The following is a 26,514-nucleotide window of genomic DNA, read 5'->3' on the forward strand; positions in this document are numbered from 1 at the left end:
CGCCGGATCGTTTACCGCGCGGTTGGTTTACCGGCTGAGGCTGATCTGCTGACCTGTATTCGTCTGGCCCTGGAAGCGATTGTCGGCCGTCTTGTAGACGCTGCCGATCTGGTTGCCCGAACGATCCTTGAGCAGCACCTGCTTGCCGGCGACCTCCCAGGAGCCCATTGCCGTCAGCTCGCCGACGCAGCCGCGCGTGCCGCCACGCGACCCGCTGCCGAGATTGGTGAGCGTCAGGAACATGTCGCAGCTGCCGTTGACGCGCCAGCTTCCGACCATTGATTCCTTGGTGACGTCGAGCGCATTCGCTGCCATGGCGCCGGACTGCGCCCCAGGCATCGGTGCCGTCGCCGTCGGCGCGGCCGGAAACTGCGAGCTGCCGGTCGGCGGCGGAAGCTGGCCGCCCTGCACAGAGGGCACAGGCTGCGCCGTCAACGGCGCCGGTCCGGCGTTCGAGTTGGAGCTATAATCATATGCCGTACGCTGACAACCGGCTAGCGCGAGAGCCACCACCAGACCTGTCATCGCATATCGCAACTGCATCATCATACTCCTGAATTCGGCTATCGCCGCAAAGAACGGGCGTGAGACACGTCCGATTATCGTAATTCGCTTTGGTTAATCAAGTCGGGTTGCAGAAATTGCCCGTGACAACACCTAACCGAAAAACGATACAGTTCAACTGCCCTGCTGCAAAACTTCCTGCACATAGAATTTGTCAGCAAGGTGTTGCGCACCCTCATCTCTGGCAGGATTTCTGCCAAACTCCCGCAATGTCTCGGAATGGTGCTCGAATGAGCTCCGCAGGAATAACCGCACCGGCTCCGGCGGCAGACCTTCCCCCATCTCACGGGTCTGCTTCTTAACATGCACGAGATCGAGAATCGCCGCCCGGACTTCCGGCGCAATGGAGATCGCCCCGAGGCATTCCAGCATATTCATCGGTGGCAGCGCGCGGAACGAACTCTGCCGCATCCATTCGAGCGCGATGGCCGGACGCACGGCGTAAAGCAGCTTCTTCAGTCTGATCGTCTCTTCGCCGTGGCCTTGAAAATGTTGCCGCATGAGCCCGACATAATGTGCGGCAACCTTCTCCGGCACCATGATCAGATCGAGCAGCGCGCCGAGGCGCAAGCGAAAGCCCGCTTCCTCCTCATAGACGATCGGCGATTTCAACCATTCGACCACCACTGCGTTCCCCTTCAAAGCGAGCCGGAGCGCCTTGCGCAGATCCCAGCCGCCCGCGATATCGCCGACACTCGATGACGTCGCGTGCTGAAACAAGCGCGAGATGATGTTCGACAGGACGGATATAGATAAAGCGGCAATCATAATCGCTGTCGGGAGACGGAAAGCCCCAAGCGCGGCTGCCGCTTTCGACCGCCAGACCGATGCGGATGCCCTGCTCGCGCACGGAGGCGAGCCGCGACCTGATCTCCGTGACGGCTCCGGGATCGAAGCCGTCCAATCCGCCAGTGGCATGCATACCGATCAGACCCGGCGCTCGACCATCATCTTCTTGATTTCGGCGATTGCCTTGGCTGGGTTGAGGCCCTTCGGGCAGGTCTGCGCACAGTTCATGATCGTGTGGCAGCGGTAAAGACGGAACGGATCCTCGAGGTTATCGAGACGCTCGCCGGTCGCCTCGTCTCTGGAGTCGATCAGCCAGCGATAGGCCTGCAGCAGAACGGCCGGACCTAGATAACGGTCGCCGTTCCACCAGTAGCTCGGACACGAGGTCGAGCAACAGGCGCAGAGGATGCATTCATAAAGACCGTCGAGCTTCTGCCGGTCCTCATGGCTCTGCTTCCATTCCTTGGCCGGTGTCGGCGACACCGTCTTCAGCCAGGGCTCGATCGAGCGATGCTGGGCGTAGAAGTTGCTGAGATCGGGCACCAGATCCTTGACGACGGGCAGATGCGGCAGCGGATAGATCTTCACCGCGCCCTTGATATCGTCGAGGCCCTTGGTGCAGGCAAGCGTGTTGGTGCCGTCGATGTTCATCGCGCAGGAGCCGCAGATGCCCTCGCGACAGGAACGGCGCAGCGTCAGCGTCGGATCGATCTTGTTCTTGATGTAGAGCAGGCCGTCGAGAACCATCGGGCCGCAATCGTCGACATCGATGTAGAAAGTGTCGATCGACGGGTTCTGACCATCGTCCGGGCTCCAGCGATAGACGCGGAATTCGCGCGTGTTTGTCGCACCGGCCGGCTTCGGCCAGACCTTGCCTTCGCGCATCTGTGAGTTCTTGGGGAGAGCGAGTTCAACCATGCGAGGTTCCTCTTGAGATCAGTAGACGCGCGCCTTCGGCTCGATCTTGTGCGGATCGATGCCTTCGGCGATCAGCTCGGTGTGAACAGGCCTATAGTCGAGTTTCACCTCGCCTGCCTCGTTCACCCAAGCGAGCGTATGCTTGCGCCAGTTGACGTCGTCGCGGCCGGCGAATGCGCCCTCGGTGTAATCCTCGCGTGCGTGCGAACCGCGGCTCTCCTTGCGGGCCTCGGCGCCGTAGATCGTCGTGATGGCGTTGGCCATCAGGTTCTGCAGCTCGAGTGTTTCCACGAGATCGGAGTTCCAGACCATCGACCGGTCGGTGACCTTGATGTCCTTCATTTCGCCCCAGATCGCCGAAATACGCCGGCAACCGGATTCCAGCGATTCCTGGGTGCGGAACACCGCCGCGTCTTCCTGCATGGCGCGCTGCATCTTCTCGCGCAGCACAGCCGTCGGCGTGCCGCCGCTGGCGTGGCGCAGGCCGTCGAAGCGGTCCATGATCTTGTCGCAGGCGGCTACGTTGAGATGCGGGATCGGCGCCGCCCGGTCGATGACCTCGCCGGCGCGGATTGCGGCGGCGCGGCCGAAGACCACGAGGTCGATCAGCGAGTTGGAACCGAGGCGATTGGCGCCGTGCACCGAAGCGCAGCCTGCTTCGCCCACAGCCATCAGGCCGGGAATGATCCGCTCCGGATTGGCGCCATCGGCGTTCAGCACTTCGCCCCAATAGTTGGTGGGGATGCCGCCCATATTGTAATGAACGGTCGGCAGAACCGGGATCGGCTCGCGTGTGACGTCGACGCCGGCGAAGATCTTGGCGCTCTCGGAAATGCCCGGCAGGCGCTCATGCAGAACGGCCGGATCGAGATGGTCGAGATGCAGGAAGATGTGGTCCTTGTTCTTGCCGACGCCACGGCCTTCGCGGATCTCCAGCGTCATGCAGCGCGAAACGACGTCGCGCGAGGCAAGATCCTTGGCCGAAGGCGCATAACGCTCCATGAAGCGTTCGCCCTCGGAGTTGACGAGGTAACCGCCTTCGCCGCGCGCGCCTTCGGTGATCAGACAGCCCGATCCGTAGATACCGGTTGGGTGGAACTGCACGAATTCCATGTCCTGCAGTGGCAGGCCGGCGCGTGCCACCATGCCGCCGCCGTCGCCGGTGCAGGTATGGGCAGACGTTGCCGAGAAATAGGCACGGCCGTAGCCGCCGGTCGCCAGCACCACCATCTTGGCGGCGAAGCGATGGATCGTGCCGTCATCGAGACACCAGGCGACGACACCGGTGCAGCGGCTGCCGTCTTCGGACATGATCAGGTCGAGCGCAAAATATTCGATGAAGAATTCGGCATTGTTGCGCAGCGACTGGCCGTAGAGCGTATGCAGGATGGCGTGGCCGGTACGGTCGGCGACGGCGCAGGTGCGCTGCACCGGCGGGCCCTCGCCGTAATTCTGCATGTGGCCGCCGAAGGGGCGCTGATAGATCTTGCCCTCCTCGTTACGCGAGAACGGCACGCCGTAATGCTCGAGCTCATAGACCGCCTTCGGCGCTTCCATGGTCAGATACTGCATGGCGTCGACGTCGCCGAGCCAGTCCGAACCCTTGACGGTGTCGTAGAGATGCCACTGCCAGCTATCCGGCGTCATGTTGCGCAGCGAGGCGGCGATGCCGCCCTGCGCCGCTACGGTGTGCGAGCGGGTCGGGAAAACCTTGGTGATGCAGGCGGTACGGAATCCCTGCTCGGCCATGCCGAGCGTCGCGCGCAAACCCGCACCGCCGGCGCCAATGACGATCACGTCATAGGAGTGGTCGACATATTTGTAGGCCTTGCCATTCTGGGCTGGTGAAGTCGGTGCCATGTCGAGCTTATCCTACGAATGCAATTTTCAAAATGGCGAAGAGACAGAGGCTGGCGACCACGATCGCAAAGAACGTGTTCAGCATCAGCAGAGCGATCTTTCCGAATTCGCCATGCACATAATCCTCGATGATGACCTGCATGCCGAGCTTCATATGGATGACGCCCGATATCACCATCAATCCCATGACGACGGCGACAAAGGGGTTCGACAGGGCGCGAACAACATCCGCATAGGGCGCGCCGGCATAGGTGATCATGAAGATGACGAAGAACAGGATCAACGGAATATTGGAGACCGCGGTCAGCCGCTGACGCCAGAAATGGCTTGTGCCTTCCTTGGCGGAGCCGAGCCCGCGAACCTTGCCGAGGGGGGTACGCATATCCATGAGAGGACCTTCAGAAGCGAATGAGAAAGCCGATCGCCCAGACCAGCACGGTCAGACAGAGCGAGCCGATGACGTTGGCGATGGCGAGCTTGGTCGAGACTTCCTTCTCGAAGCCGTAGCCGAGGTCCCACATGAGATGGCGGAAACCGCCGAGCATGTGGTGCAGCAGTGCCCAGGTATAGCCGAGCAGCACGAGCTTGCCGAGAAGGCTGCCGAGCACCCAGTTGGCCCAGTCGTAAGAGCTCTGGCCGCTTGCCGCTGCGATCAGCCACCAGGCGACCAGCAGCGTACCGACGTAGAGCGCGCCACCGGTGATGCGGTGGACGATCGACATGACCATGGTGGGAATAAGTTTATAGACTTGCAAATGCGGCGACAGGGGCCGGTTATTTGTCACGTTCGCCATCAGAACCTCGCGGCGGCTTCTCTGCGCTCCCGGATTTCGGAGCATGCTCAGTCAACCACACGAATGACAAAATTCTCTGTGTGCGTTGCATCAATTGCGCACGTTTAATCACCGGAAAGCCATACGACAAGCACAATCGCTGTCTGCTTCTAATTTAATCGATTCGGGTTACCGCGAAGTTTGCGGACTAACGAAACTGGTCTTTTCCGCTCAATATTTCGGCCACTTCTCAGGCGCGCATGGACAAGCTGCAGCTTTTGGCGCAATCTGGCGTTAACGATTTGTTAACGATTGCAATTCCGGAGGCCGGCGTCGATGTTTCGCAGTCTGTCGAGAGCTACCTTGCTTACCCTTGCCGCGCTGGCCGCACTTCCCGCCATGGCGGGCGAGCACCGCGACGATCGTCGCTTTCCCCATCGCCGTGTCTTTCACGATGGACTTTATCTCGGCGAAAGGCTGAGTTGGCGCGATCGCGGCATTCGTTTCGACAGCACTTATGGCTATCGATACGGCAGAAAGCGGATGCCGATGCTGGAACGGTTTTCGCCGCCGACAGCCAATCGCCTCACCCGCGGCAGTCTCGTCGTCCTCCTGCCCCAGACAGCGGGCGGATACGGCGGCGGCACCTATGCCGGGTCTTCCTATGTCTACGAGACCGACGGCGGGACCTATGTCGGTGGCAACGGCTACGGCTACTATCCTGCAGCCCGGCCTGAGACGCTGGCGCCGAAGGCAAAGGTCATCGACGTCGCCATCCAGGACGATCCCTGCTCCTATGAAGCCAATGTCTGCGTCATCCGGCCTTAACCGCATGGCGCATCGCGACGCGCGTTAGAGTTCCGTATCAGCCGGGCGCGAAGCGCCATACGGTCGTCTTCTTGATGTCGCTATCCTCTAGCGCCCGCGTCACCGCCACCTGAAAGACAGCGCAGAATTCCAGCCGGTCCCGCGGAAGGTAGCTGCGCCCGGGATCGCCGACCAGTACCGGCCTGCCCTCGGCCGCCAGCCGCGCGAACCAGGGGACGAGCGCATCGGCGAATGTGCGATCGTAAAAGACATCGCCGGCTAGCACGATGTCCGCCTCAACACTCGCACCGACCAGATCGGCGCCGGTAAATCCGAGCGCAACATGATTGGCCTCTGAATTCAGCCGGATTGCCGTCTTTGCCCAGGGGTCGATATCGGCAGCCATCACCTCCCCGGCGCCGGCCATGGCCGCCGCAATGCCGACAAGGCCGGAGCCGCTGGCAAAATCCAGCACGCGTTTGCCCCGCACCATGTCCGGATGATCGAGGATGTAGCGCGCCAGCCCCTGCCCGCCCGCCCAGGCAAAAGCCCAGAAGGGCGGCGGCAGGCCGATGGCTTCCAGCTCCTCTTCCGTTTTCAGCCAGAGTTCATGCGCCTCGTTCGCCAGAAAGAGCGAAATCTCCGGCACATGCGGCGGCGGCAGCAGACTCGTATTGGCGCGAATGAAGGTTTCCGGGTCGGTCTTCAATGGTCTTCAGCGCGGCGGATTGTCGAGGCCGCCCATGCGGCAGACTTCGGCCCATTCGTCATCAGTCACCGGCTGCACGGAAAGGCGCATGGAGGTGACGAGCGACATTTTGGCGAGTTTCGCATTCGCCTTGATGTCCTTCAGCGTTACCGGCTTCGGCATGTCCATGACGGCGCGGATATCGACGCAATCCCACTTCGGATCGCCCTTGGCGCTGGAGTCGGGATGCGACAGCGCTGCGACTTCGACGATGCCGACGATCTCCAGCCCGTCATTGGAATGGTAGAAGAACCCTTTGTCGCCGATCTGCATCGCCCGCATGTTGTTGCGCGCCAGATAGTTGCGCACGCCGGTCCACTCCGTGCCTTTTTCACCGGCGGCCTTCTGCTGCTCCCAGGACCAGGAGGCAGGTTCGGATTTATAGAGCCAATGCGCCATGCTCACGCCTCCGGCTTGTTGAAGACCCAGTTGAAGGGCTTGATATCGACGCTTTCGAACAAACCGGCCATGGCGTAAGGGTCGGCATCGGCGAGCGCCTTTGCCTCTTGCGCTGTCTCCGCCTTGACAAGCACCAGACTGCCGCAGGCCTTGCCTTCGTCGTCAAGAAAAGGGCCGGCCATGGAGAGCTTGCCTTCGGCATTGAGTTTGTCGAGATAGGCAAGATGCGTCGGCCGCGTCTCCATGCGAACGTTCAGATGTCCCGGCTTGTCCTTGCAGAGCAGGGCGAAAAGCATGTCTATTCTCCTATTCGGTGGTGATTGGACGCGTCATCAACTGCTCGATGGCGTCTGATATGTCGAGCCGGCTGTCGATGATGGCGGAAACGGCATCCGTGATCGGCATGCTGATCGCAAGCCCCGCGGCAAGCCGGGAGGCGACGGAAGCGGCAAACGCACCCTCCACCAGGGCGCCGTGGGTGGGATCGGTCTTTTCGCCGCGCCCGAGCGCAATGCCGAAACGCAGGTTTCGCGATTGATGACTCGTTGCCGTCAGCACCAGATCGCCGAGACCGGAAAGTCCGCGCACCGTATCGGCCTGCCCGCCTTTGGCGACGACGAAGCGCGACATTTCCGCGAGACCGCGCGCAATCAACGCGGCGCGGGCGGATTCGCCGATGCCGCGGCCTTCGACGATGCCGCAGGCGATTGCCAGCACATTTTTGAGCGCGCCGCCGAGCTGCACGCCAACGCGGTCGGTGGAGGCATAGAGCCGGAAGGTCCGTCCGGAGATCGCCTGAGCGAGCCGCTCGGCCGTCTCCATGTCATTAGCCGCAATCGCCATCGCCGTCGGCAGCCCTTTGGCGATATCGGCGGCAAATCCCGGGCCGGAGAGAACCGCCACCGGATGGTCCGGCAGTTCCCGCTCGAGCATATCGGTCAAAAGATTGCCCGTCGTCCGCTCAATGCCCTTGGCGCAAGTGACGACAACGGCATCCTTTGACAGGTAGGGACCATATTGCCGCGCCGCGTCCGCCTGCGCCTGCGACGGCATCGCAAAAAGCACGATGGACGCCCCGGTGATCGCATCCGCCTCGGCGGAAAATTCCAGGGCTTCGGGCAGCGGGATGCCGGGCAGCACGGCATCATGCAGCCGTTCTTCTTTCAGATCCTCGATCAGGGACGGATCGCGCCCGACGAGCGTCACGGCGCTGCGGCCGGCAAGGACGATCACAGCGGCAAGCGCCGTGCCGAATGCGCCCGATCCGATGACGGCGATCTTTTCACTCATGCCTTGGCTCCTCTCTTTCCAAAGCCGATCAGCGTTTCGGCATTGGCATCGAGCGGCCAGCGCGAACGCGGCTGCACGTCGAGTGTATCAGGCGCTACACCGGTCGCCATGCGCTCGAGCCCCGCCCAGGCGATCATCACCGCATTGTCGGTGCAAAGGCTGAGCGGCGGCGCAATGAAGCGGAAACCGTTCTTGTCGCAGAGCGCCTGGAGCGTGCCGCGCAGCTCGAGATTAGCAGCGACGCCGCCGGCAACGACCAGCGCCGGCTTCTCGCCGCTGGTCGGGAACTCCGTCTTGAACCGTTGCAGGCCGCGGCCGATGCGGTCCTTCAGCGTGCGCGAAATCGCCTTCTGGAACGAAGCGCAGATATCAGCCACATCCTGATCGCTGAGCGGCGCGATCTCTTGCGCCGCCTGCCGCACCGCCGTCTTCAGGCCGGAAAACGAGAAGTCGAGCCGCGCCTCGCCGACGAGCGGGCGCGGAAAATCGAAACGATCGGCATTGCCGTCGCGCGCCATCCGCTCCACCGCCGGACCGCCGGGATAGGGCAGGCCGAGCAGTTTTGCCGTCTTGTCGAAAGCTTCGCCGAGTGCATCGTCGATCGTCGTGCCCCAACGTTCATACTGTCCGACGCCACGCACCAGGATCAGCTGGGTATGGCCGCCGGAGACGAGCAGCACCAGATAGGGAAAGGAGAGCCCGTCGGTCAGCCGCGCCGTCAGCGCATGGCCCTCGAGATGGTTGACAGCATAGAGCGGTTTGCCGGCGGCCTTGGCGATCGCCTTGCCGGTCATCAATCCGACAAGCAATCCGCCGATCAGACCCGGGCCTGACGTGGCGGCGATGGCGTCGACATCATCAAGCGACACATTGGCGCGTTTCAGCGCCTGTTCGATCAGTTCGTCCAACGCCTCGACATGGGCGCGCGCGGCGATCTCCGGCACCACGCCGCCATAGGCGCTGTGCTCGTCGAGCTGGGAAAGCACGACGTCCGACAGGACGTTGCAATGCCCCTCCGCATCACGCTCGACGACGGCGGCGGCGGTCTCGTCGCAGCTTGTTTCGATGCCGAGGATGCGCAGAAAGGGAACCATTGGCCTGTTCGTTGATTGCGATGGAACGGAAACCCGTTTACGAGAATTCCGGTAACAACGGAACAGAGCGGATGCAAACAAAACCTTTCCGGATCGGCACGCGGGGCAGCCCGCTGGCGCTTGCCCAGGCGCATGAGGCCCGCGACAGGCTGATGGCGGCGCATCATCTGCCTGAAGAGATGTTCGAAATCGTCGTGCTGACCACCAAGGGCGACCGCATCACCGACCGATCGCTGGCCGAGATCGGCGGCAAGGGCCTCTTCACCGAGGAACTCGAACAGAAGCTTGTGTCGGGCGAGCTGGATTTCGCCGTGCACTCCGCCAAGGACATGCCGACGCACCTGCCGGACGGCCTTCACCTCTCTGCCTATCTGCCGCGCGAGGATATCCGCGACGCCGTCGTCGGCCGCACCGCACCCAGACTGATCGACCTGCCGCATGGCGCCACCGTCGGCTCTGCGTCGCTGCGCCGCCAGGCGCTGATCCGCCGCATGCGGCCCGACATCAACGTCATCACCTTCCGCGGTCTCGTCGAAACCCGCCTGCGCAAGCTCGAAGAGGGGCAAGCGGATGCAACCTTGCTGGCGCTAGCCGGCCTCAAACGACTCGGCAAGGTCGAGGTGATCACCGATATCCTCGACCCCGATAGCTTCCCACCGGCGCCGGCGCAGGGGGCGATCTGCATCGAAAGCCGCGTCGGCGACACAAAAATCGATGACCTCTTGGCGGCGGTCAACGATGCCGCGACCTTCGACACCGTCTCCTGCGAACGCGCCTTCCTCGCTGCTCTCGACGGCTCCTGCCGCACGCCGATCGGCGGCTATGCCGTTTGCGAGGGCGACCTCATTCGATTCTCCGGCCTGATCATCACGCCCGACGGCCGCAGCCAGCATGCGGTGACCACCGATGGCCACCGCCGCGACGCGGCCGCACTCGGCACCCGCGCCGGCCAGGATGTGCGCGCTAGAGCCGGCAGCGCCTTCTTCGACGACTGGCACTGAAGCGGCCATGCGTGTGCTCGTCACCCGCCCCGCGCATTCGGCGACAAGAACAGCACAACGTCTGCGCGACATGGGCCACGAGCCGCTGCTGCTGCCGCTGCGTCGGCCGGTGCACGACAGGGCCGCAGCCGCAAGCGCGCTTACGGCCAGCAGCGGTGCAATCGCTGTGACCAGCGCCGAAGCGGTCAGGGTCGTTTCCGCCCTCGGCGATCAGCTCTACCCGCATCTGGCCCGCCCGCTTTTCGCGGTCGGAGACGCGACGGCGCAAGCCGCGGAAAGCCTCGGCTTCCGATCGGTCGCCTCTTCCTCTGGCAACGGACGCGATCTTGCCGAGCTCGTCGCGGCGCAAGGGGTGAATCGTTTGCTCTATCTTGCTGGGATACCGCGCGCCGAAACTTTTGAACAAGGAATGCTTGAACGCGGCATCCGTTTTTCCGTCGCCGAATGCTATCGCATGACGCCGGTTGTTCCGAGCCCGATTGAGATCGAAGCTCTCTTTTCCGGCGGCCGCCCGAACGCCGTTCTCTTCTATTCCCGGCAGGCGGTGGAAGATTTTTTTCACCTGGCAGAGCTGCGATCAGCCCTGTCGGAACACCGCGAAACCCGCCTTCTCTGCCTGAGCGAAGCGGTAGCACAGGCCATTCCGATGTCCCTGAAAAAAACCGTGGCGATTTCGTCCATGCCGGATGAGCAAAGTCTTTTGTCGCTGCTTTGAAGGCTCTAGCCGCCCAAATTTGATCTAACCTCTTCCCTTAACTGGCATCACTGTCTAGTTTCGTTGCAATGCAGGATAAAGAGGACCTCATGGTATCGGGAAACCCGCCACGCCATTCGAAGAGCGCCGATGAGCCGGTCACGATCGACCTCGATGCACAGGACTTCGCCTCCGAAGCCGATACCGAAAAGCCGGTGAACAATCATTCCGGCGACGCCGACACCCACCCTGCGGATCTCGGCCCGCCGCCCGAAACCGAAGCGGCGTCGCAGCCTGAACCCGAAAGCAGGCCCGAATCGGAGCCGGAGGAGGAGGAGAAGTCGGCAGCCGCCGAATCTTCCTTCACACCCCCTGCCGAACAGCCCGCGCGGCGGGGCGCCGGCACCTCCGGTCTTATCGCCGCCGGCATTTTCGGCGGTCTCGTGGCGCTGCTTGGCGCGGGTGTCATTCAATATGCAGGTTACCTCCCGGGTTCCTCCGCCCCGCAGACCTCGTCCGAGATCGCCGATCTCTCCGGTGAGATCGAAGGCTTGAAACAGACCGTCGCCAACCTTGCCGCCAATCCCGTAAACACGGGTGACGGCGCGTTCGAGACGCGGATTGCCGCGCTGGAAACGGCTGCGAAGAACACCGCAGCGGCGCCATCGGCAGATCCTGCAAATGTCGAGGCGCTCAACCAGAAGGTTGCAGAGCTCAGCAGTCAGGTCGACCAGCTGCGCTCGATGCTTGCCCAGTCCTCCGACCAACAGACGAGCAGCGACGCCGATATCGCCAAGCGCCTCGCCGAGGCCGAAAAGAAACTCAATGAGCCGCGCGAGGATGTTGCGGTCGCGCGAGCCATCGCGGCCGCCGCCCTGAAGGCGGCGATCGATCGCGGCGGGCCGTTCCTGGCCGAGCTGGATACGTTCGCCGGCGTCGCACCTGACGATCCTGCTGTCGCCGACTTGCGTGGCTTTGCCGAGACCGGCGTTCCCTCACGCGCCGACCTGATGCGCCAGGTTCCCGACGTTGCAACCGCCATCATCGAATCGATTAATCAGCCGGATCCGAACCAGAGCTGGTCGGATCGGCTGATGGCGAGTGCAAAATCGCTGGTGACGGTCCGACCCGTCGGCAATATCGAAGGCGAAAGCGTCGAAGCGATCGCCGCCCGCATGGAGGACAAGGTGAAGAACGGCGATCTGCCCGGCGCGTCCGCCGAATGGAACAATCTGCCGCCCCCCGGCAAGCAGGCATCCGCCGCCTTCAAGCAGTCGCTGGAAGCGCGCATCCGTGTCGAGGAACTGGTCGGCGGGGCGCTGTCGAAAGCCGTCAGCGGCGCCGGCAAGGAAGGGTGAGACCATGACCAGGCTAGTCATCTTCGCCTTGCTCGTCCTGCTTCTTGCCTACGGCTTCTCCTGGTTCGCCGACCGCCCCGGGGACATCTCGCTGATCTGGGAGGGCCAGATCTACCAGACGAAACTGATCGTCGCCGTCAGCGCGATCATCGCGCTTATCGCCGCCGTGATGATCGCCTGGTGGTTCGCCCGGTTGATCTGGACTTCGCCGCATTCGGTGACACGCTATTTCCGCGCCCGCAAGCGCGATCGCGGCTATCAGGCGCTGTCGACCGGCCTGATCGCCGCGGGCGCCGGCAATGCATTGCTCGCCCGCAAGATGGCGGCTCGTTCGCGTGGCCTCATCCGCGCCGATCAGGAGCCGCTGATCAATCTGCTCGAGGCTCAGGCGGCACTGATCGAAGGCCGCCATGATGAGGCGCGCGCCAAGTTCGAAGCCATGGCCAACGACCCGGAAACGCGCGAACTTGGCCTGCGCGGCCTCTATCTCGAAGCCCGCCGCCTCGGAGCCAACGAGGCCGCCCGCCAATATGCCGAAAAGGCCGCCGACAACGCCCCCTATCTGCCCTGGGCCGCCCAGGCGACCCTCGAATATCGCAGCCAAGCCGGCCGCTGGGACGATGCGATCCGACTGCTCGAGCAGCAGAAGGCTGCCCGCGTCGTTGACAAACCCGAGGCCAACCGCCTGCACGCCGTGCTGCTGACGGCACGCGCCACCGAGAAGCTGGAAGGCAACCCGGCCGGCGCCCGCGACGACGCCCTGCAGGCGCTGAAGCTCGCCGCCGATTTCGTTCCGGCCGCTCTCATTGCCGCAAAGGCACTGTTCCGCGAAGGCGGTCTGCGCAAGGCCGCTTCGATCCTCGAACAAGTATGGAAATCGGCGCCTCATCCCGAGATCGGCCAGACCTATGTCAGAGCCCGCAGCGGCGATTCCACACTCGACCGGCTGAAGCGCGCCGAACGGCTGGAAGCGATGCGCCCGAACAATGTCGAATCTCTTCTTGTCGTCGCTAAGGCGGCGCTCGACGCGCAGGAATTTGCCAAGGCGCGCGCCAAGGCGGAAGCGGCTGCGCGCATTGAGCCGCGTGAAGCGGCCTTCCTGCTCCTGGCCGACATCGAGGAGGCCGAGACCGGCGACCAGGGCCGCGTGCGCCACTGGCTGGCGCAGGCACTGAAAGCTCCGCGCGATCCTGCCTGGGTTGCGGATGGTTTCGTCTCCGACAAATGGCTGCCGGTGTCGCCGGTCACCGGCCGTTTGGACGCCTTCGAATGGAAAGCGCCCTTCGGTCAGATCGAGGGGCCGCTCGAAGACGGTTATGCACCCGCTTCCATAGAAACTGCTCTGAAGACCCTGCCGCCGCTGCGTGACGTCAAACCGGAAAGCCCGGTCAACGATCACCGCATTATTGAGCTGGAACGCGCCGCGACGATCGCCGAGGCTGTGCGCCCGGCGCCGGCAAAGCCGAAACCCGTCGAAGCCGCCGCCAGCGGCAAAGCGCCAGCACCGAACGAAGCAAAGCCCTTTTTCGGCGGGCTGCCGGATGATCCCGGCGTTCGCGATCCCAGGACGGAACCGGAACCCAAGACACGGCTTCGCCTTTTCTGACACGGAACGAAACCCGCATGTTCGAACGCTTTCAGGCATTCTTCCAGAATCTCACCGCCGATCGTCCGAAGAAAGGCTTTGCCCCCGATGACCCGCGCATCGCGGTGGCAGCACTCTGCATGCAGGTCATGGAAGCCGACGGCCAGATCAAGGCCAGTGAAAAGAAGCGGCTGCGCAAGCTCTTGAAGGAGCAGTATTCGCTCGACAGCAAGCAGCTCGATGCTTTGATGGCCGCCGGCCTCGAAGCCGAAAGCTCCGCCGTCGACTATTATCGCTTCACCGCCGATCTGAAACGCCATCTCGATACCGAGCAACGTCTGGAGCTGATCGGCATTCTCTGGGACATCGTTTATGCCGACGGCGAGCGCAGCGAGATGGAAGATCATGTCATCTGGCGTATCGCCGATCTGCTCGGGGTCTCCTCACGCGAACGCATTCAAAAGCGGCAGGAGGCGGCCGCCAGGGTAACGGATATCCAGGTTGCGCAAGACGATGCCGACTGAGCAAAACCCGAACCGGGACCGGCGCCCGATCCTTATCGTCCTGCATCAGGAGCGATCCAGTGCCGGACGTGTCGGGCAATTGCTGGTCGAAAAAGGCTACTGCCTCGATATCCGTCGCCCGGTCCTCGGTGATCCGCTTCCGACGACGCTCGCAGACCATGCCGGCGCCGTCGTCTTCGGCGGACCGATGAGCGCCAACGATCCGGATGACTTTGTCAAGAAGGAGATCGACTGGATCGAGGTCCCGCTACGGGAAAAGCGCCCTTTTCTCGGTATCTGCCTCGGTGCCCAAATGCTGGTGCGTCATCTCGGCGGCAAGGTGCAGCCGAATGCCGACGGCTCGACGGAGATCGGCTGGTACCCGCTGCACCCGACCGAGAAGGGCCGCCTGCTGATGCACTGGCCGAAGATGGTCTATCATTTTCACCGCGAAGGCTTCGAGCTGCCACACGGCGCCGACCTGCTCGCCGAAGGCGATGCCTACCCGAACCAGGCCTTCCGCTACGACGGCAACGCCTGGGGCCTGCAGTTCCATGCCGAGCTCACCCGGGTGATGATGCATCGCTGGGTCGTGCACGGTGCGCATCGCTTCATTCTGCCGAACGCCCAGCAGGGCCGCGAACACCTTGAGGGCCGCATGCTGTTCGACGCGCCGCTGAGAGCCTGGCTGACAGAATTCCTCGATCTCGTCTTCGAGGGAAAGACGGCGAAGGCGACACCGTCTATTACTCTGCACGCATAATCCCGCTTAGCGGTCAGGCGGGTGCGTCGAGCGTGTCGATCCTGCGCAGCTTCGGGAAACTGGAAGCCCAGATCGCCGCAACCGCCAGAGTTCCGATCCCGCCGATGATGACTGCTGGCACCGCGCCGAAGACGGACGCCATCGTGCCCGCCCTGAACTCCCCAAGTTCGTTGGAAGCGCCGACAAAGACCATGTTGACCGCATTGACCCGGCCGCGGAGTTGGTCCGGCGTCCAGAGCGCGATCAGGCTCTCGCGCACATAGACCGACACCATGTCGGCCGCGCCCATCAGCGCCAGTGCTGCGATCGAAATTTCGGTATTGGTCGAGGCGCCGAAGATGATGGTGCCGACACCGAACAGGGCAACGCCGATGAACATATAGAGACCGGCGCGGTGTTTCAGCGGGTAGGCGGCGAGGAAGATCGCCATGACGATGGCGCCGAGTCCTGGCGCTGCCCGCAGCAGTCCGAGTCCCCAGGGGCCGAGCGTCAGAATATCGCGGGCGAAGATCGGCATCAGTGCAGTCGCACCGCCGAGCAGAACGGCGAAGAGATCGAGCGAGATCGCGCCGAGCACCACCTTTTCGGCGCGGATGAAGCTGAAGCCGCCGAGAATCATCGCCCAGCTCTTGGACTCGCCCGTCGTCTTCTGTTCCGGCTTGGGGATCATGAAGAGGAGAGCCGCGCCGAGGATGGAAAAGATGACCGCCACCGTATAGGCGGTCGTCGCACTGACGCCATAGAGCAGGCCGCCGATCACCGGCCCGGTGATCGCCGCCAGCTGCCAAGACGATGAATTCCAGGCGATCGCATTGGAAAGGGCGTGCTCGGGCACGAGATTGGGTGCGAGAGACTGCACCGCCGGCGACATGAAGGCGCGCTCGATCCCGAAAATAAGAAGCACCGCAAAGACCGGCCAGGGCGCGAAGGTCTCCGTCGCCGTCATGATCAGCAGCGCCAGCGTGCAGAGCGCGCTTACCAGAGAGCAAAGAGCGGCGATGGCCCGGCGATTGTGCCGATCGGCCACCGAACCGGTGACCAGGATGAGCAGCAGCGACGGCAGGAACTGTACCAGCCCGATCAGACCGAGATAGATCGCCTTGCCGGTCTGATCGTACATCTGCCAGCCGACGGCGACACTGACGATCTGCTGCGAGAAGGAAAGCAGGAAACGCGCAAAGAAGAAGCGCGTGTACGACGGATGCCGAAACGCGGCGAAACGGTCTCCGGTGGGCGAAAACGACATGGGCCTTGTCCGAGGAAGCGGGCGCCGGAATGGCTGCGAAGCCGCCCGTTAAACATGATCTGCCATGCGTTTCGACACGGCACTTGCCCGTTTAGTCGCCAATGTCTACATGTCTGTCAACAACCAATTGGAGACGACGATGTTTGCCTTGTTTCAAACCATTGATTTGGTTTTGAATATTTACACTTGGATACTCATTGCCAGTGCCGTTTTCTCCTGGCTCTATGCGTTCAACGTCATCAATTCCAGCAACCAGTTCGTCAATTCGGTCGGCATGTTCCTCTATAATGTCACCGAACCCGCGCTGAAGCCGATCCGCCGTCTGCTGCCGAATCTGGGCGGCATCGATATTTCTCCGATCATCCTGCTGGTGATCATCTTCTTCCTGCGCACATTCCTTTGGACCACCCTATACCCGCTGGTCGCTTGAACCCTCCCTGGAGGCTGTTCGCCGACCATCTTCGCCTCGCCGTTCGGCTGACACCGAATGGCGGGCGTGACGCGATCGATGGCGTCGAAGCGGATGGCGACGGCGAGACCCTGCTGAAGGCACGCGTCACGTCAGTGCCCGAGAAGGGCAAGGCCAACAAGGCGCTGATCCTTCTGATCGCCCGGTCGCTGCGCATTCCGAAATCCAGCATCAGCCTCGTCTCCGGCGAGACGGCGCGCAAAAAAATCCTCCGGATCGACGGAGGTCCGGAGGATCTGGTAAAAAAGCTCGAAGCGTTATTAGGCCGAGGGTTCAGCCTTTCACCTTCTTGGCGCGCTCGACGGCTTCGATGATGAGCTGGCCGGCTTCCTTGGAATCGCCCCAGCCGAAGATCTTCACCCACTTGCCGGGCTCCAGATCCTTGTAGTGTTCGAAGAAGTGCTCGATCTGCTTCAGCGTGATCTCGGGGAGATCGGTAAAGTCCTTCACCTTCTCATAGCGCAGCGTCAGCTTCGGCGACGGCACGGCAATGATCTTCTCGTCCTTGCCGGAATTGTCTTCCATCTTCAGCACGCCGATCGGACGCACGTTGATGACGCAACCCGGAACCAGCGGCCGGGTGCTGGCGATCAGCACGTCGATCGGGTCGCCATCTTCAGACAGCGTGTGCGGTACGAAACCGTAATTGCCCGGATAGGTCATCGGCGTATAGAGGAAACGATCGACGACCAGCGTGCCGGCCTCCTTGTCCATTTCATACTTGATCGGATGACCGCCAACAGGAACCTCGACGATAACGTTGACGTCTTCAGGTGGATTGTTACCGATTGAAATGGCGTCGATGCGCATAGGATACTCCCGCGGGGTTGAATTGCTCGAAGCCAGATAATCAGTTTCATCTCGCAACGCAACACGGCAGATCACCGATGCGTGATGACACCGGCGTGATGCGGCAAAAACTTTAAAGGAGAGGTGTGCGACGCTTGAGCAGGCCGATCAGTTCCAGATGAAACCTATCTTCTTCAACTGCTTGTGGTCGAAATTTTCCATGCCTTCGCAGAAATCGGTCCCGCCGTGGTGGCGGTAGAAGCGGCTGGCGGCCTCGTTTTCCTCGAGGCACCAGACGACCAGCCCGTTGCAGCCGAGCGACTTCAACAGCCGGCGCGCCTCGCCGAACAGCATGTGGCCGAGACCGATGCCCTGATATTCGGGGCGAAGATAAAGCTCGTAGATTTCGCCTTCCTGCGGCAGGGCGCGGGCACGGTTGAGACCGAGCGTCGCATAACCGGCGACCGTCCCTGCCACATCAAGGACCAGCAATGTCGCAGGCCCGCGCGTGGCCTTGCGCCACCAGTTCTCGCCGCGACGCTCGATCATCTGCGTCAGCGCGCGATGCGGAATGATGCCTGCATAGGTATGTTGCCACGCGAGCCTGTGCGTTTCCGAAATGGCTCGGGCATCGTGCGGTTCGGCCCGCCGGACATCGATCGACAACGTCTTCATAACGCTTACTCTGGTCCTGCCGCAGGCAATTAACCATATGCGGCGAGCGCATCGTGATCGATTGCCCACAGACTTGATATGTGGACGACAGATAAAATTTAACGCTTTTTTAACGATTGTCACAAGTCGGAATCAGCGCAGCGCACAATAAAAAACCCCGGCTCGAAGGCCGGGGTTTGAAAGCGGTAACGACTGAGCTCTTAGAGAGCCGCCTTGGTCTTTTCGAACCGCTTGCGGTCGTTGGCGTCGAGATACATCTTGCGCAGGCGAATGGACTTCGGCGTGACCTCGACCAGTTCGTCTTCCTGGATCCAGGAGAGCGCGCGCTCCAGAGTCATGCGGATCGGCGGGGTCAGCTTGACAGCTTCGTCCTTGCCGGCGGCGCGGATGTTGGTCAGCTTCTTGCCCTTCAGAACGTTGACCTCGAGGTCGTTGTCGCGGGTGTGAATGCCGATGATCATGCCCATATAGACCTTTTCGCCGGCGTCGATGATCATCGGCCCGCGGTCTTCCAGGTTGAACAACGCGTAAGCAACGGCTTCACCGGCTTCGTTGGCGAGCAGCACGCCGTTGACGCGGCCGCCGATCTCACCCTTGTAGGGCTGGTAGCTGTGGAACAGGCGGTTCATGATCGCGGTACCGCGCGTATCCGTCAGCAGTTCCGACTGATAGCCGATCAGGCCGCGGGTCGGCGCGTAGAAAACCAGACGGACGCGGTTGCCGCCCGACGGGCGAAGCTCGACCATTTCGGCCTTGCGCTCCGACATCTTCTGCACAACGACGCCGGAATGCTCCTCGTCGACGTCGATCAGAACTTCCTCGATCGGCTCAAGAAGCTGGCCGCTCTCGTCCTTGTGCATGACGACGCGCGGACGCGAAACGGCAAGCTCGAAGCCTTCGCGGCGCATGTTTTCGATCAGAACGGCGAGCTGAAGTTCGCCACGGCCGGAGACGAAGAACGAGTCCTTGTCGGCGCTTTCCTCGATCTTCAGGGCAACGTTGCCTTCGGCTTCCTTGAACAGGCGGTCGCGGATGACGCGAGAGGTCACCTTGTCGCCTTCGGTGCCGGCAAGCGGTGAGTCGTTGACGATGAACGACATGGTGACGGTCGGCGGATCGATCGGCTGTGCCTTCAGGGCTTCCGTCACGGACGGATCGCAAAAGGTGTCGGCGACGGTGCCCTTGGAAAGGCCGGCGATGGCGACGATATCGCCCGCATGCGCTTCTTCGATCGGCTGACGCTCGATGCCGCGGAAGGCGAGAATCTTGGAAATGCGGCCCTGCTCGATGAGCTTGCCATCCTGACCGAGAACCTTGACGGCCTGGTTCGGCTTGATCGAGCCGGAGGCGATACGGCCGGTGATGATGCGACCGAGGAAGTTGTTGGCCTCGAGGATGGTGCCGATCATCCGGAACGGACCTTCTTCGACCTTCGGCTCGGGCACGTGCTTGACGACGAGGTCGAGCAGCGGCGCGAGACCTTCGTCGCTCGGGCCTGCCGGATCGTAGTTCATCCAGCCGGCGCGGCCGGAACCGTAAAGGATCGGGAAGTCCAGCTGCTCGTCGGTCGCATCAAGCGCCGCGAAAAGGTCGAAAACCTCGTTGACCACTTCATCGGCGCGCGCATCGGGACGGTCGATCTTGTTGATCGCAACGATCGGACGCAGGCCGACCTTGAGGGCCTTGCCGACGACGAACTTGGTCTGCGGCATCGGGCCCTCGGCAGCGTCCACGAGAACGATGGCACCGTCCACCATCGACAGAATGCGCTCGACTTCACCGCCGAAATCGGCGTGGCCGGGCGTGTCGACGATGTTGATGCGCGTGTCCTTCCATTCGATGGAAGTCGCCTTGGCGAGAATGGTGATGCCGCGCTCTTTTTCGATGTCGTTGGAATCCATCACGCGTTCCATGACGCGCTGGTTCTCGCGGAACGAGCCGGACTGTTTCAGAAGCTCGTCAACGAGAGTGGTCTTGCCATGGTCAACGTGCGCGATGATCGCGATGTTGCGAAGTGCCATATGTCATAATCTCTGAGGCTGGGGCGCTACGCCAAGTGGACGCGCCATTTACGTTTGGCGCGCTCTTACCGGTTTTTTCGCGATTGCGAAAGGGGGTCGCGCGCGAAAGCTGCGGCATGGCTGCCGCCATGCCGCTCGCTTCTCTGTCATCAAACTGTCTTAAGCGTCGCTGCCTGTCAATTCCTCGAAGGTGGCGAGTCCCTTTTTGACCAGCATAGCATCCGGCCTCGGCAGCTTGCCGCGGAAGCCCTTATAGGCATCCTCGGGATCAACTGAGCCGCCGGTGGAATAGATATTCTCCTTGAGCTTGCGCGCCATCTCGCCGTTGAAGGCGTCTCCCGTCTCCTCGAAGGCGGCAAAGGCATCGGCGTCGAGAACTTCCGACCACATGTAGGAATAATAGCCGGCCGAATAACCGCCGGAGAAGATGTGCTGGAAGTGCGGTGTGGCATGGCGCATGACGATCGACTTCGGCATGCCGATCTCGGCCAGCACCTCCGCCTGCACCGCCATCGGATCGTCAACCGCTTCGCGCGTATGAAACGCCATATCGACAAGCGCCGACGAGGTGAATTCGACGGTATTGAAGCCGGCATTGAAGGTGCGGGCCGCCAGCACCTTGTCGAGCAGCGCCTGTGGCATCGGCTCGCCTGTCTCGAAATGCACGGCGTATTCCTTGAGGATGGCTGGAACAGTCAGCCAGTGCTCATAAAGCTGCGAGGGCAACTCCACGAAATCGCGCGAGACGCCGGTGCCGGAAACCGAGGGATAGGTGACGTTTGAAAGCATGCCGTGAAGCGCATGGCCGAATTCATGAAACAGCGTGCGGGCATCGTCGAGCGACAGCAGCGCCGGCTTGCCTTCAGCGGGTTTGGCGAAATTGCAGACATTGTAGATGATCGGCAATTCGCCCCGGCGGCCGTTCTTCAGTTGCAGCTTGTGCTGCGATTGCAGCGAGCTCATCCAGGCGCCTGAGCGTTTCGAGCTGCGGGCGAAATAATCGCCGAGGAAAAGGGCGATCAGTCTGTCGTCCCGATCCCTGATTTCGAACACTCTGACGTCGGGGTGATAAGCCGCGACACCCTTCTTCTCGACCGCGCGGATGCCGAACAGCCGGCCAGCCACGTCGAAGCAGGCGTCGATGATCTTTTCGAGCTGCAGGTAGGGCTTGAGCTCGGCCTCGGAAAAATCGAACTTCCGCGCCCGGATCTTTTCGGCGTAGTGGCGCCAGTCCCACGGCATCACCTCATGGTTCCGCCCCTCCTCGGCGATTAGCGCCGCGATGTCGAGCTCTTCCTCGCCGGCGCGTTTCACCGCCCGCGCCCAGACGGCCCTCAGCAGGTCGTTCACCGCATCGGCCGTCTTGGCCATCGTGTTGTCGAGCTTCAGCTCAGCGAAATTCCCGTAGCCGAGCAGCTTCGCCACCTCGTGGCGCAGGGCCAGCGTTTCCTTGATGACGCCGCGATTGTCCGTCTCCCCGCCGTTTGCGCCGCGCGCCACCCATGCCTTGAAAGCCTGTTCGCGCAGATCCCGGCGCTCCGAAAAGGTCAGGAACGGCTCGATGATCGAGCGCGACAGCGTTACCGCATATTTGCCCTCCTCGCGGCGTTCGCGCGCCGCCGCTGCCATCGCGTCGCGCAGGAATTCCGGCAGCCCGTCGAGCTCTGCACCCTCGGATAGCATCAGCGCCCAGGCCTTCTCGTCGGCCAGCACGTTCTGGCCGAACTGCGTGCCGAGACCCGCGAGCTTTTCGTTGATCGCCGCAAGTTTCTCCTGCTTGGGCTTTTCGAGCTTTGCGCCGGATTTGACGAAGCCTTTCCAATGGCGTTCCAGCACCCGCGTCTGCTCCAGCGTCAGGCCGAGGCTCGCGCGGTTCTCCCAAAGCGTATCGATGCGTGCAAAGAGGGCGGCATTCATCCCGATCTTCGAATAGTGCCGTGACATCTTCGGCGAAATCTCCCGCTCGAGCGCCTGGATGACTTCGTTGGTATGTGCGCCCGCCTTATTCCAGAACAGCGCCGAAACGCGCGACAGTGCATCGCCGGCGATCTCCAGCGCCACCACCGTATTGTCGAATGTCGGCGCATCGCTATTTCCGGCAATCTCATCGATCTCCTGTTCATGCGCGGCGAGCGCCGCGTCGAAAGCGGCAGAAAAATCGCCATCATCGATGGCATCGAAACGTGGCAGACCGTGGAGAGCGTCCCAGTTGACGAGCGCCGGATTGAAATCATGGGGAGAAGCCATCGGAGAATTCCTTTTGGTATGCGAACGGATGGTCAATATAGGAGAGCCGCCGCAGAATTGGTATGTCGCCGCGTTAGGCGTTTGCCTCGTCGGGCGATCTGACGCAGGTCAGCCAAAGCCGGGACACAAGATTTGACAATTGAAAATTAACTATTTGTTAACGATTGACGCGAATCACCCACAGGCGCTAGTTTCCCGATAATCTTCCTGCCAGGGGACATACGCCATGGAAATTTTTTCCCTGCGGTCTTCTCAGAGTTTGCTATTTAAAAACAACCCTAATAACGCAAGAAATTCGAAGACTGCCGATATTCAAATCGAGACCAAGGCTCCGGCCCCGGTTTCGTTCCAGCTCGAAGATAATCTCGACGAGGGGCCGGATTTCACCGCCGTCAGCCCTGGCGAGCTGCGCAACTACGCCCGCCAAAGCTTCGATAGCGGCCTGATCGATCAGAACACTTACGCCGCGATCTCCGAACCATTGCCGATGCATGCGATCGATCCACTGGGCAATATCATCGATCTCTCCAGCGTCACCGACGGCACGAGTTTCAATTTCCTCGATTATTACAAGAATCAGCTGCAGGTCGCCATGTCGATCGGCGATCCTCATGAAGTCCAGACGCTAAAGTCGATCGTCACTTTCCTGAACGGCTGAGCGAATGCGCCTCGCATGAAATGAGGCGCTTCAAGCCTTGCGCCAGCCGATGAGGCCGGGCGTTGCATGCCATAGCGCCTGGGCGGCAAAGCCCATGAACAGTACGCCGGACGAGCGCACGATCAGCCGCTCATGCGCGCGATAGAAACGGCGCACCGCCCCCGCCCCGATGATGCCGATCAGAATGACGTCGGCTGTCACGAAACCCAGGAAGGACACAACGAGAAGCATCGGAAGCGCCTCGAAATCGAGCGCGCCGGCCGAGCCCGCGACCAGCGCCGTGAAGGTAGCAAGCGCCACTGGATAACCCTTGGGGTTGGTGACGCCGAAAATCAGGCCACGCCGGAACGGCCGCTCGACCATAACAAGCGCCTGCCCGTCCGGTTTCGGTTTGGCGTTGACTGCGCCCCAACCGATCCAGGCGAGGTAGAAACCGCAGGCGAGCCCGAGCAGATCGAAGACGAAGGTCCCGATCGTCTTCGCCCCGACGATCGCAATCAGCGCCAGCGACGACCAAATGAGATCCCCGACCAGATGCCCCATCATGAACAAGGCGCCCGCCTTACGCCCCTGCCCGGCGCCGATGCCGAGCAGTTGCAGGAAGGCGGGTCCGGGAATGAGCACGTATAAAAGTGCCGCCAGAAAGGCGCCGAAGAGCAGAGACTGCGTCATGGAAATGCTCCGAGGGTGACTGCCGCAGGGTAAGTCATCCCCGGCATCCGTCAAGGGCATGGGCGCGGCTTCCGGCTCGAAGCGGAAATTGCCGAATTGGCGCATTACTGGTGTGCGCTGCCGATTGCCGGTACGGTAAACTTCACGACCTTTCCGCCCAGCACTTCATGTTCCGGCGTAGCCATTTCGATGAGCACTTTATGCTCGCCTGGCGGCAGGCCCGTCAGGACGATTGCGCCGGCGCCGCCCGCGTCAGCCCACCGCCAAGGCAGATCGTCAATGCTGACATGAAGGTGACCGACCCTCGGCGAGACGTCGCTGGCGCTCGCGCCGAAGATTGGCAGGATGCGGAAATTCTCGGTTCGGTAGGGAATGATTGCCACCGCCCGGCTCGCGAGCGGTCCCGCAAGGGGCTGATCCACGACGAGTTTGGGTGCGGGCTCGTTCTTGATGGGAAGGAACTGCGTCGGGGTTTCCGCGTGGATGGGCGTGCCGGCGGCTAGCAGTAAAGCTGCCGTTGTGAGGGCTCTTGCGACCGTGGTCATGACGACATCCTCTAGTGTTCGCGCCGGTCCTAGCCTACATCTTCTCGGGACGCCGCGATATCGGGTTGGAATGCCTTGATCGGAGACCGATCAAGCAACGTTGAGTTCGACGGCAATATTACCGCGGGTGGCCTTCGAATAAGGGCAGAGCTGGTGAGCGCGCTCGATCAGAGACCTGGCGAGATCCGCCTCGATGCCCGGCAGCTTCGCATTCAGCCGTGCCTGCAGCACATAGCCGCCGTCATTTGAGACTAGGTCAATCTCGGCGTGGATGGCAGCGTCGGCGGGAACGCGAATCTGGCGCTCCGCTGCCGCTCTCCCGATCGCGCCGAGGAAGCAGGCGGACCAGCCGGCAGCGAAGAGCTGCTCGGGATTGGTGCCTGCACCCGAGGAACCGGGCGGGGATAATTTGACGTCGAGGCGTTCATCGGAACTGCGCGACGCGCCGTCACGCCCCCCGGTGGTGCTTGTTTTGCCTGTGTAGATGACAGTCGACATTCGGATACTCCTTGTTGGATTTCAGCCGGGAAGAGAGCCGCGGCTGGCACGCGCCGCCCAGGATCAATGGGGCTTTAGGTTGCGATGACGGGAAGATGAGTTTCGCAAGACCGGTCCGGTAGCGAGCAGAAGCGAGAGTGAGCCTCTCGTTTTCTCGCGCTACCGCCGGTGCCCGCGTTGCGCGATCTTTAGGGCAGCAACCGAAATCGCGACCGCTGAAGCGATCCGCTTTCACATCCGTCCGGGAGACCGACATGAACACGCATTTCAAACGCAAGATCGTCTTCGCTCTGTCGATGGGCGTCGTGACGACAGGGCTGATCTCTTTCACGCTGCTCGCGTTCAATCTGGGCCTCTCGAAGGGGTTCATCCTGACATGGCTCCGCTCGTGGGGCATCGCCTATCTCATCGTCATCCCCGCCATCCTGATGATCGGCCCTCGCCTTCAGGCGCAGATCGACCGCGTCATCCGAGACGCGTAGGAGGAACATCAAGATGACATTGGCCACGCTTCGCCGCGGCCGCAGTCAAAGAAATGGGCGCTTCATTCCGGTGACTGCGCATCGCCATAGCTGCCGCAAGCTGCGCGAAGTCGGGGGAGCGCCCAATCGATGAAGGCGCGCACCTTCAGAGCGAGCAAGCCCTGACGCGAATAGACGATGTGGATCGGCTTGGGCTCGCCGTCATAGTCCTTCAAAATCTGCACGAGCGCGCCCGAGGACACCTCCGCCGGAACTTGGTAGTCGAAGAGGCGGGCGATTCCGACCCCATTCGACGCGGCGGCAACGCAATTGGGCGCCGTGTTCACTTCGATCCGGCTCCGCGGCATGACCTCGACGGGCTTCCCCTCGATCTCGAAGCTCCAAAAGAACGACCGCTTGTGGAACATGATCCCATCATGATTGGCGAGCTCGGTGGGATGTTGAGGAACGCCATGCCGTTCCAGATAGGCCGGGCTTGCGCAAGTCAGGAGACGGAACTCGCCGGCCTTGACGGCATAGAGCGAACTGTCGACCAACTCGCCAAGACGGATGGCGACATCGACCTGCTCGTTGACCAGATGAACGGATCGGTCGAGCGAAAGAACGTTCAGCGTCACCTCCGGATGCTTGTTCATGAAGTCGAGTGCGATCGGCAGAACATAGCGGTGGCCGAACTCGATCGGCATCGAGATGGTCAGCTGCCCCCGCGGCATCTGATATTCGCCCGACGCCCTGCGTTCGACCTCCTCCAGATCGGCGATAATCTTGCGCGCCGCCTCGACATAGTCGCGACCGGCATCGGTGAGCTGAAGATTGCGGCTCGTTCGGATGATGAGGTTGGTGCCGAGATATCGCTCCAGATCGGTGACCTTGCGGCTGACACTCGGAAGCGGCGCGTTCAGCTTCCGGCTGCCCGCCGACAAGCTGCCGGCGTCCACCACCGCAAGCAGAACCCGCATTGCATCAAGCCGATCCATAACGCCCCGATGATTAGAGCCGCGATGGTGGAGAATATGAAAAATCGGTTCTGCTGAATAGGCGGTGCAGCTGTCCGATTGAACCTATA

The 26,514-nt window shown here is 61.9% G+C and carries 32 protein-coding genes; 11 read left to right on the forward strand and 21 right to left on the reverse strand.

Annotated elements, in window-relative coordinates; translation table 11 throughout:
• Nucleotides 1–27: 27 nt before the first annotated feature.
• The 7 genes from PH551_RS24290 to sdhC form a co-directional block, all read right to left on the reverse strand.
• The gene (locus PH551_RS24290) at nt 28–543 is read right to left on the reverse strand and encodes a protease inhibitor Inh/omp19 family protein (protein WP_088391343.1); all 516 of its coding nucleotides are present in this window, start codon (nt 541–543) and stop codon (nt 28–30) included.
• A gap of 135 nt (nt 544–678) precedes the next feature.
• Entirely contained in the window at nt 679–1,191 is a 513-nt protein-coding gene (locus PH551_RS24295; RefSeq protein ID WP_285195349.1) for a DNA polymerase beta superfamily protein, read from the reverse strand.
• The gene (locus tag PH551_RS24300; RefSeq protein ID WP_285195350.1) at nt 1,154–1,468 is read right to left on the reverse strand and encodes a DNA polymerase beta superfamily protein; all 315 of its coding nucleotides are present in this window, start codon (nt 1,466–1,468) and stop codon (nt 1,154–1,156) included. Before PH551_RS24300 ends, PH551_RS24295 begins: the two co-directional genes overlap by 38 nt.
• Before the next feature lie 23 nt (nt 1,469–1,491).
• Complete coding sequence (locus tag PH551_RS24305; RefSeq protein ID WP_285195351.1) at nt 1,492–2,271, reverse strand: succinate dehydrogenase iron-sulfur subunit; 780 nt, start codon at nt 2,269–2,271, stop codon at nt 1,492–1,494.
• Between the two features lie 18 nt (nt 2,272–2,289).
• Nucleotides 2,290–4,131, reverse strand: a complete 1,842-nt coding sequence (sdhA, locus tag PH551_RS24310) for a succinate dehydrogenase flavoprotein subunit (protein WP_285195352.1) — start codon at nt 4,129–4,131, stop codon at nt 2,290–2,292.
• 7 nt (nt 4,132–4,138) lie between these two features.
• Nucleotides 4,139–4,519 (reverse strand): succinate dehydrogenase, hydrophobic membrane anchor protein, encoded by a 381-nt coding sequence (gene sdhD / locus PH551_RS24315; protein ID WP_085779708.1) that lies wholly within the window; start codon nt 4,517–4,519, stop codon nt 4,139–4,141.
• 10 nt (nt 4,520–4,529) lie between these two features.
• Nucleotides 4,530–4,925, reverse strand: coding sequence for a succinate dehydrogenase, cytochrome b556 subunit (gene sdhC, locus PH551_RS24320; protein WP_064811779.1), 396 nt, complete (start codon nt 4,923–4,925; stop codon nt 4,530–4,532).
• Between the two features lie 315 nt (nt 4,926–5,240).
• Between sdhC and PH551_RS24325 the strand changes: the two genes are divergently transcribed.
• Complete coding sequence (locus PH551_RS24325; RefSeq protein ID WP_285195353.1) at nt 5,241–5,732, forward strand: hypothetical protein; 492 nt, start codon at nt 5,241–5,243, stop codon at nt 5,730–5,732.
• A gap of 37 nt (nt 5,733–5,769) precedes the next feature.
• Here the strand turns inward: PH551_RS24325 and PH551_RS24330 are convergent, their stop codons facing one another.
• The 5 genes from PH551_RS24330 to tsaD are packed head-to-tail and all read right to left on the reverse strand — an operon-like array spanning nt 5,770 to nt 9,242.
• Nucleotides 5,770–6,420, reverse strand: a complete 651-nt coding sequence (locus tag PH551_RS24330; RefSeq protein ID WP_285195354.1) for a class I SAM-dependent methyltransferase — start codon at nt 6,418–6,420, stop codon at nt 5,770–5,772.
• A 6-nt stretch (nt 6,421–6,426) separates the two neighbouring features.
• Nucleotides 6,427–6,858, reverse strand: coding sequence for an EVE domain-containing protein (locus PH551_RS24335; protein ID WP_285195355.1), 432 nt, complete (start codon nt 6,856–6,858; stop codon nt 6,427–6,429).
• A gap of 2 nt (nt 6,859–6,860) precedes the next feature.
• Nucleotides 6,861–7,154 carry a YciI-like protein gene (locus tag PH551_RS24340; RefSeq protein WP_085779712.1) on the reverse strand — a complete coding sequence of 98 codons (294 nt, stop codon included), beginning with the start codon at nt 7,152–7,154 and terminating at the stop codon, nt 6,861–6,863.
• A 10-nt stretch (nt 7,155–7,164) separates the two neighbouring features.
• Nucleotides 7,165–8,148, reverse strand: a complete 984-nt coding sequence (locus PH551_RS24345) for an NAD(P)H-dependent glycerol-3-phosphate dehydrogenase (RefSeq protein ID WP_285195356.1) — start codon at nt 8,146–8,148, stop codon at nt 7,165–7,167.
• On the reverse strand, nt 8,145–9,242 hold the full coding sequence (tsaD, locus tag PH551_RS24350; protein WP_085779714.1) for a tRNA (adenosine(37)-N6)-threonylcarbamoyltransferase complex transferase subunit TsaD: 1,098 nt from the start codon (nt 9,240–9,242) through the stop codon (nt 8,145–8,147). Before tsaD ends, PH551_RS24345 begins: the two co-directional genes overlap by 4 nt.
• Before the next feature lie 71 nt (nt 9,243–9,313).
• Here tsaD and hemC point away from each other — a divergent pair, with 71 nt between their 5' ends.
• The 6 genes from hemC (at nt 9,314) to PH551_RS24380 (ending at nt 15,146) form a co-directional block, all read left to right on the forward strand.
• A complete protein-coding gene (hemC, locus tag PH551_RS24355; RefSeq protein ID WP_085779715.1) occupies nt 9,314–10,243 on the forward strand; it encodes a hydroxymethylbilane synthase in 930 nt (309 codons plus the stop codon).
• 7 nt (nt 10,244–10,250) lie between these two features.
• On the forward strand, nt 10,251–10,958 hold the full coding sequence (locus PH551_RS24360; RefSeq protein WP_285195357.1) for a uroporphyrinogen-III synthase: 708 nt from the start codon (nt 10,251–10,253) through the stop codon (nt 10,956–10,958).
• 68 nt (nt 10,959–11,026) lie between these two features.
• Complete coding sequence (locus PH551_RS24365; RefSeq protein ID WP_285195358.1) at nt 11,027–12,295, forward strand: COG4223 family protein; 1,269 nt, start codon at nt 11,027–11,029, stop codon at nt 12,293–12,295.
• A gap of 4 nt (nt 12,296–12,299) precedes the next feature.
• Nucleotides 12,300–13,901, forward strand: coding sequence for a heme biosynthesis protein HemY (locus PH551_RS24370; protein ID WP_285195359.1), 1,602 nt, complete (start codon nt 12,300–12,302; stop codon nt 13,899–13,901).
• A gap of 17 nt (nt 13,902–13,918) precedes the next feature.
• Nucleotides 13,919–14,404, forward strand: coding sequence for a tellurite resistance TerB family protein (locus PH551_RS24375; RefSeq protein WP_085779719.1), 486 nt, complete (start codon nt 13,919–13,921; stop codon nt 14,402–14,404).
• Nucleotides 14,394–15,146: a glutamine amidotransferase gene (locus tag PH551_RS24380; protein ID WP_097598174.1), complete on the forward strand. Its 753-nt coding sequence runs from the start codon at nt 14,394–14,396 to the stop codon at nt 15,144–15,146. Before PH551_RS24375 ends, PH551_RS24380 begins: the two co-directional genes overlap by 11 nt.
• 13 nt (nt 15,147–15,159) lie before the next feature.
• On the opposite strand, the gene PH551_RS24385 is transcribed toward PH551_RS24380, so the two are convergent.
• Nucleotides 15,160–16,392, reverse strand: coding sequence for an MFS transporter (locus PH551_RS24385; protein WP_285195360.1), 1,233 nt, complete (start codon nt 16,390–16,392; stop codon nt 15,160–15,162).
• Nucleotides 16,393–16,531: 139 nt separating this feature from the next.
• Here PH551_RS24385 and PH551_RS24390 point away from each other — a divergent pair, with 139 nt between their 5' ends.
• Nucleotides 16,532–16,822 (forward strand): YggT family protein, encoded by a 291-nt coding sequence (locus PH551_RS24390; RefSeq protein ID WP_011427104.1) that lies wholly within the window; start codon nt 16,532–16,534, stop codon nt 16,820–16,822.
• Nucleotides 16,819–17,175 carry a DUF167 domain-containing protein gene (locus tag PH551_RS24395; protein ID WP_285195361.1) on the forward strand — a complete coding sequence of 119 codons (357 nt, stop codon included), beginning with the start codon at nt 16,819–16,821 and terminating at the stop codon, nt 17,173–17,175. The genes PH551_RS24390 and PH551_RS24395 overlap by 4 nt, the downstream gene beginning before the upstream one ends.
• On the opposite strand, the gene ppa is transcribed toward PH551_RS24395, so the two are convergent.
• The 4 genes from ppa to PH551_RS24415 form a co-directional block, all read right to left on the reverse strand.
• Nucleotides 17,135–17,671, reverse strand: coding sequence for an inorganic diphosphatase (ppa, locus tag PH551_RS24400; protein WP_285195362.1), 537 nt, complete (start codon nt 17,669–17,671; stop codon nt 17,135–17,137). The genes PH551_RS24395 and ppa overlap by 41 nt on opposite strands.
• A 147-nt stretch (nt 17,672–17,818) precedes the next feature.
• Nucleotides 17,819–18,325 (reverse strand): GNAT family N-acetyltransferase, encoded by a 507-nt coding sequence (locus PH551_RS24405; protein WP_011427107.1) that lies wholly within the window; start codon nt 18,323–18,325, stop codon nt 17,819–17,821.
• 200 nt (nt 18,326–18,525) lie between these two features.
• Nucleotides 18,526–20,346: a translational GTPase TypA gene (gene typA, locus PH551_RS24410; protein WP_085779724.1), complete on the reverse strand. Its 1,821-nt coding sequence runs from the start codon at nt 20,344–20,346 to the stop codon at nt 18,526–18,528.
• Between the two features lie 159 nt (nt 20,347–20,505).
• Entirely contained in the window at nt 20,506–22,593 is a 2,088-nt protein-coding gene (locus PH551_RS24415) for a M3 family metallopeptidase (protein WP_285195363.1), read from the reverse strand.
• Between the two features lie 226 nt (nt 22,594–22,819).
• On the opposite strand from PH551_RS24415, the gene PH551_RS24420 reads away from it, so the two are divergent.
• Nucleotides 22,820–23,251 (forward strand): hypothetical protein, encoded by a 432-nt coding sequence (locus PH551_RS24420; protein WP_085779726.1) that lies wholly within the window; start codon nt 22,820–22,822, stop codon nt 23,249–23,251.
• A gap of 30 nt (nt 23,252–23,281) precedes the next feature.
• On the opposite strand, the gene PH551_RS24425 is transcribed toward PH551_RS24420, so the two are convergent.
• The 3 genes from PH551_RS24425 to PH551_RS24435 all read right to left on the reverse strand — a co-directional run bounded on the left by PH551_RS24425 (nt 23,282) and on the right by PH551_RS24435 (nt 24,966).
• Nucleotides 23,282–23,923 carry a LysE family translocator gene (locus PH551_RS24425; RefSeq protein ID WP_285195364.1) on the reverse strand — a complete coding sequence of 214 codons (642 nt, stop codon included), beginning with the start codon at nt 23,921–23,923 and terminating at the stop codon, nt 23,282–23,284.
• 104 nt (nt 23,924–24,027) lie between these two features.
• Entirely contained in the window at nt 24,028–24,468 is a 441-nt protein-coding gene (locus PH551_RS24430) for a DUF6130 family protein (protein WP_285195365.1), read from the reverse strand.
• Nucleotides 24,469–24,558: 90 nt separating this feature from the next.
• Nucleotides 24,559–24,966, reverse strand: coding sequence for an organic hydroperoxide resistance protein (locus PH551_RS24435; protein WP_285195366.1), 408 nt, complete (start codon nt 24,964–24,966; stop codon nt 24,559–24,561).
• 254 nt (nt 24,967–25,220) lie between these two features.
• Between PH551_RS24435 and PH551_RS24440 the strand changes: the two genes are divergently transcribed.
• Complete coding sequence (locus tag PH551_RS24440) at nt 25,221–25,448, forward strand: DUF2798 domain-containing protein (RefSeq protein WP_285195367.1); 228 nt, start codon at nt 25,221–25,223, stop codon at nt 25,446–25,448.
• Between the two features lie 62 nt (nt 25,449–25,510).
• Here the strand turns inward: PH551_RS24440 and PH551_RS24445 are convergent, their stop codons facing one another.
• The gene (locus PH551_RS24445; protein WP_285195368.1) at nt 25,511–26,425 is read right to left on the reverse strand and encodes a LysR family transcriptional regulator; all 915 of its coding nucleotides are present in this window, start codon (nt 26,423–26,425) and stop codon (nt 25,511–25,513) included.
• Between the last annotated feature and the right edge of the window lie 89 nt (nt 26,426–26,514).

It is taken from the genome of Rhizobium atlanticum (assembly GCF_030182485.1).
Classification (GTDB): Bacteria; Pseudomonadota; Alphaproteobacteria; order Rhizobiales; family Rhizobiaceae; genus Rhizobium.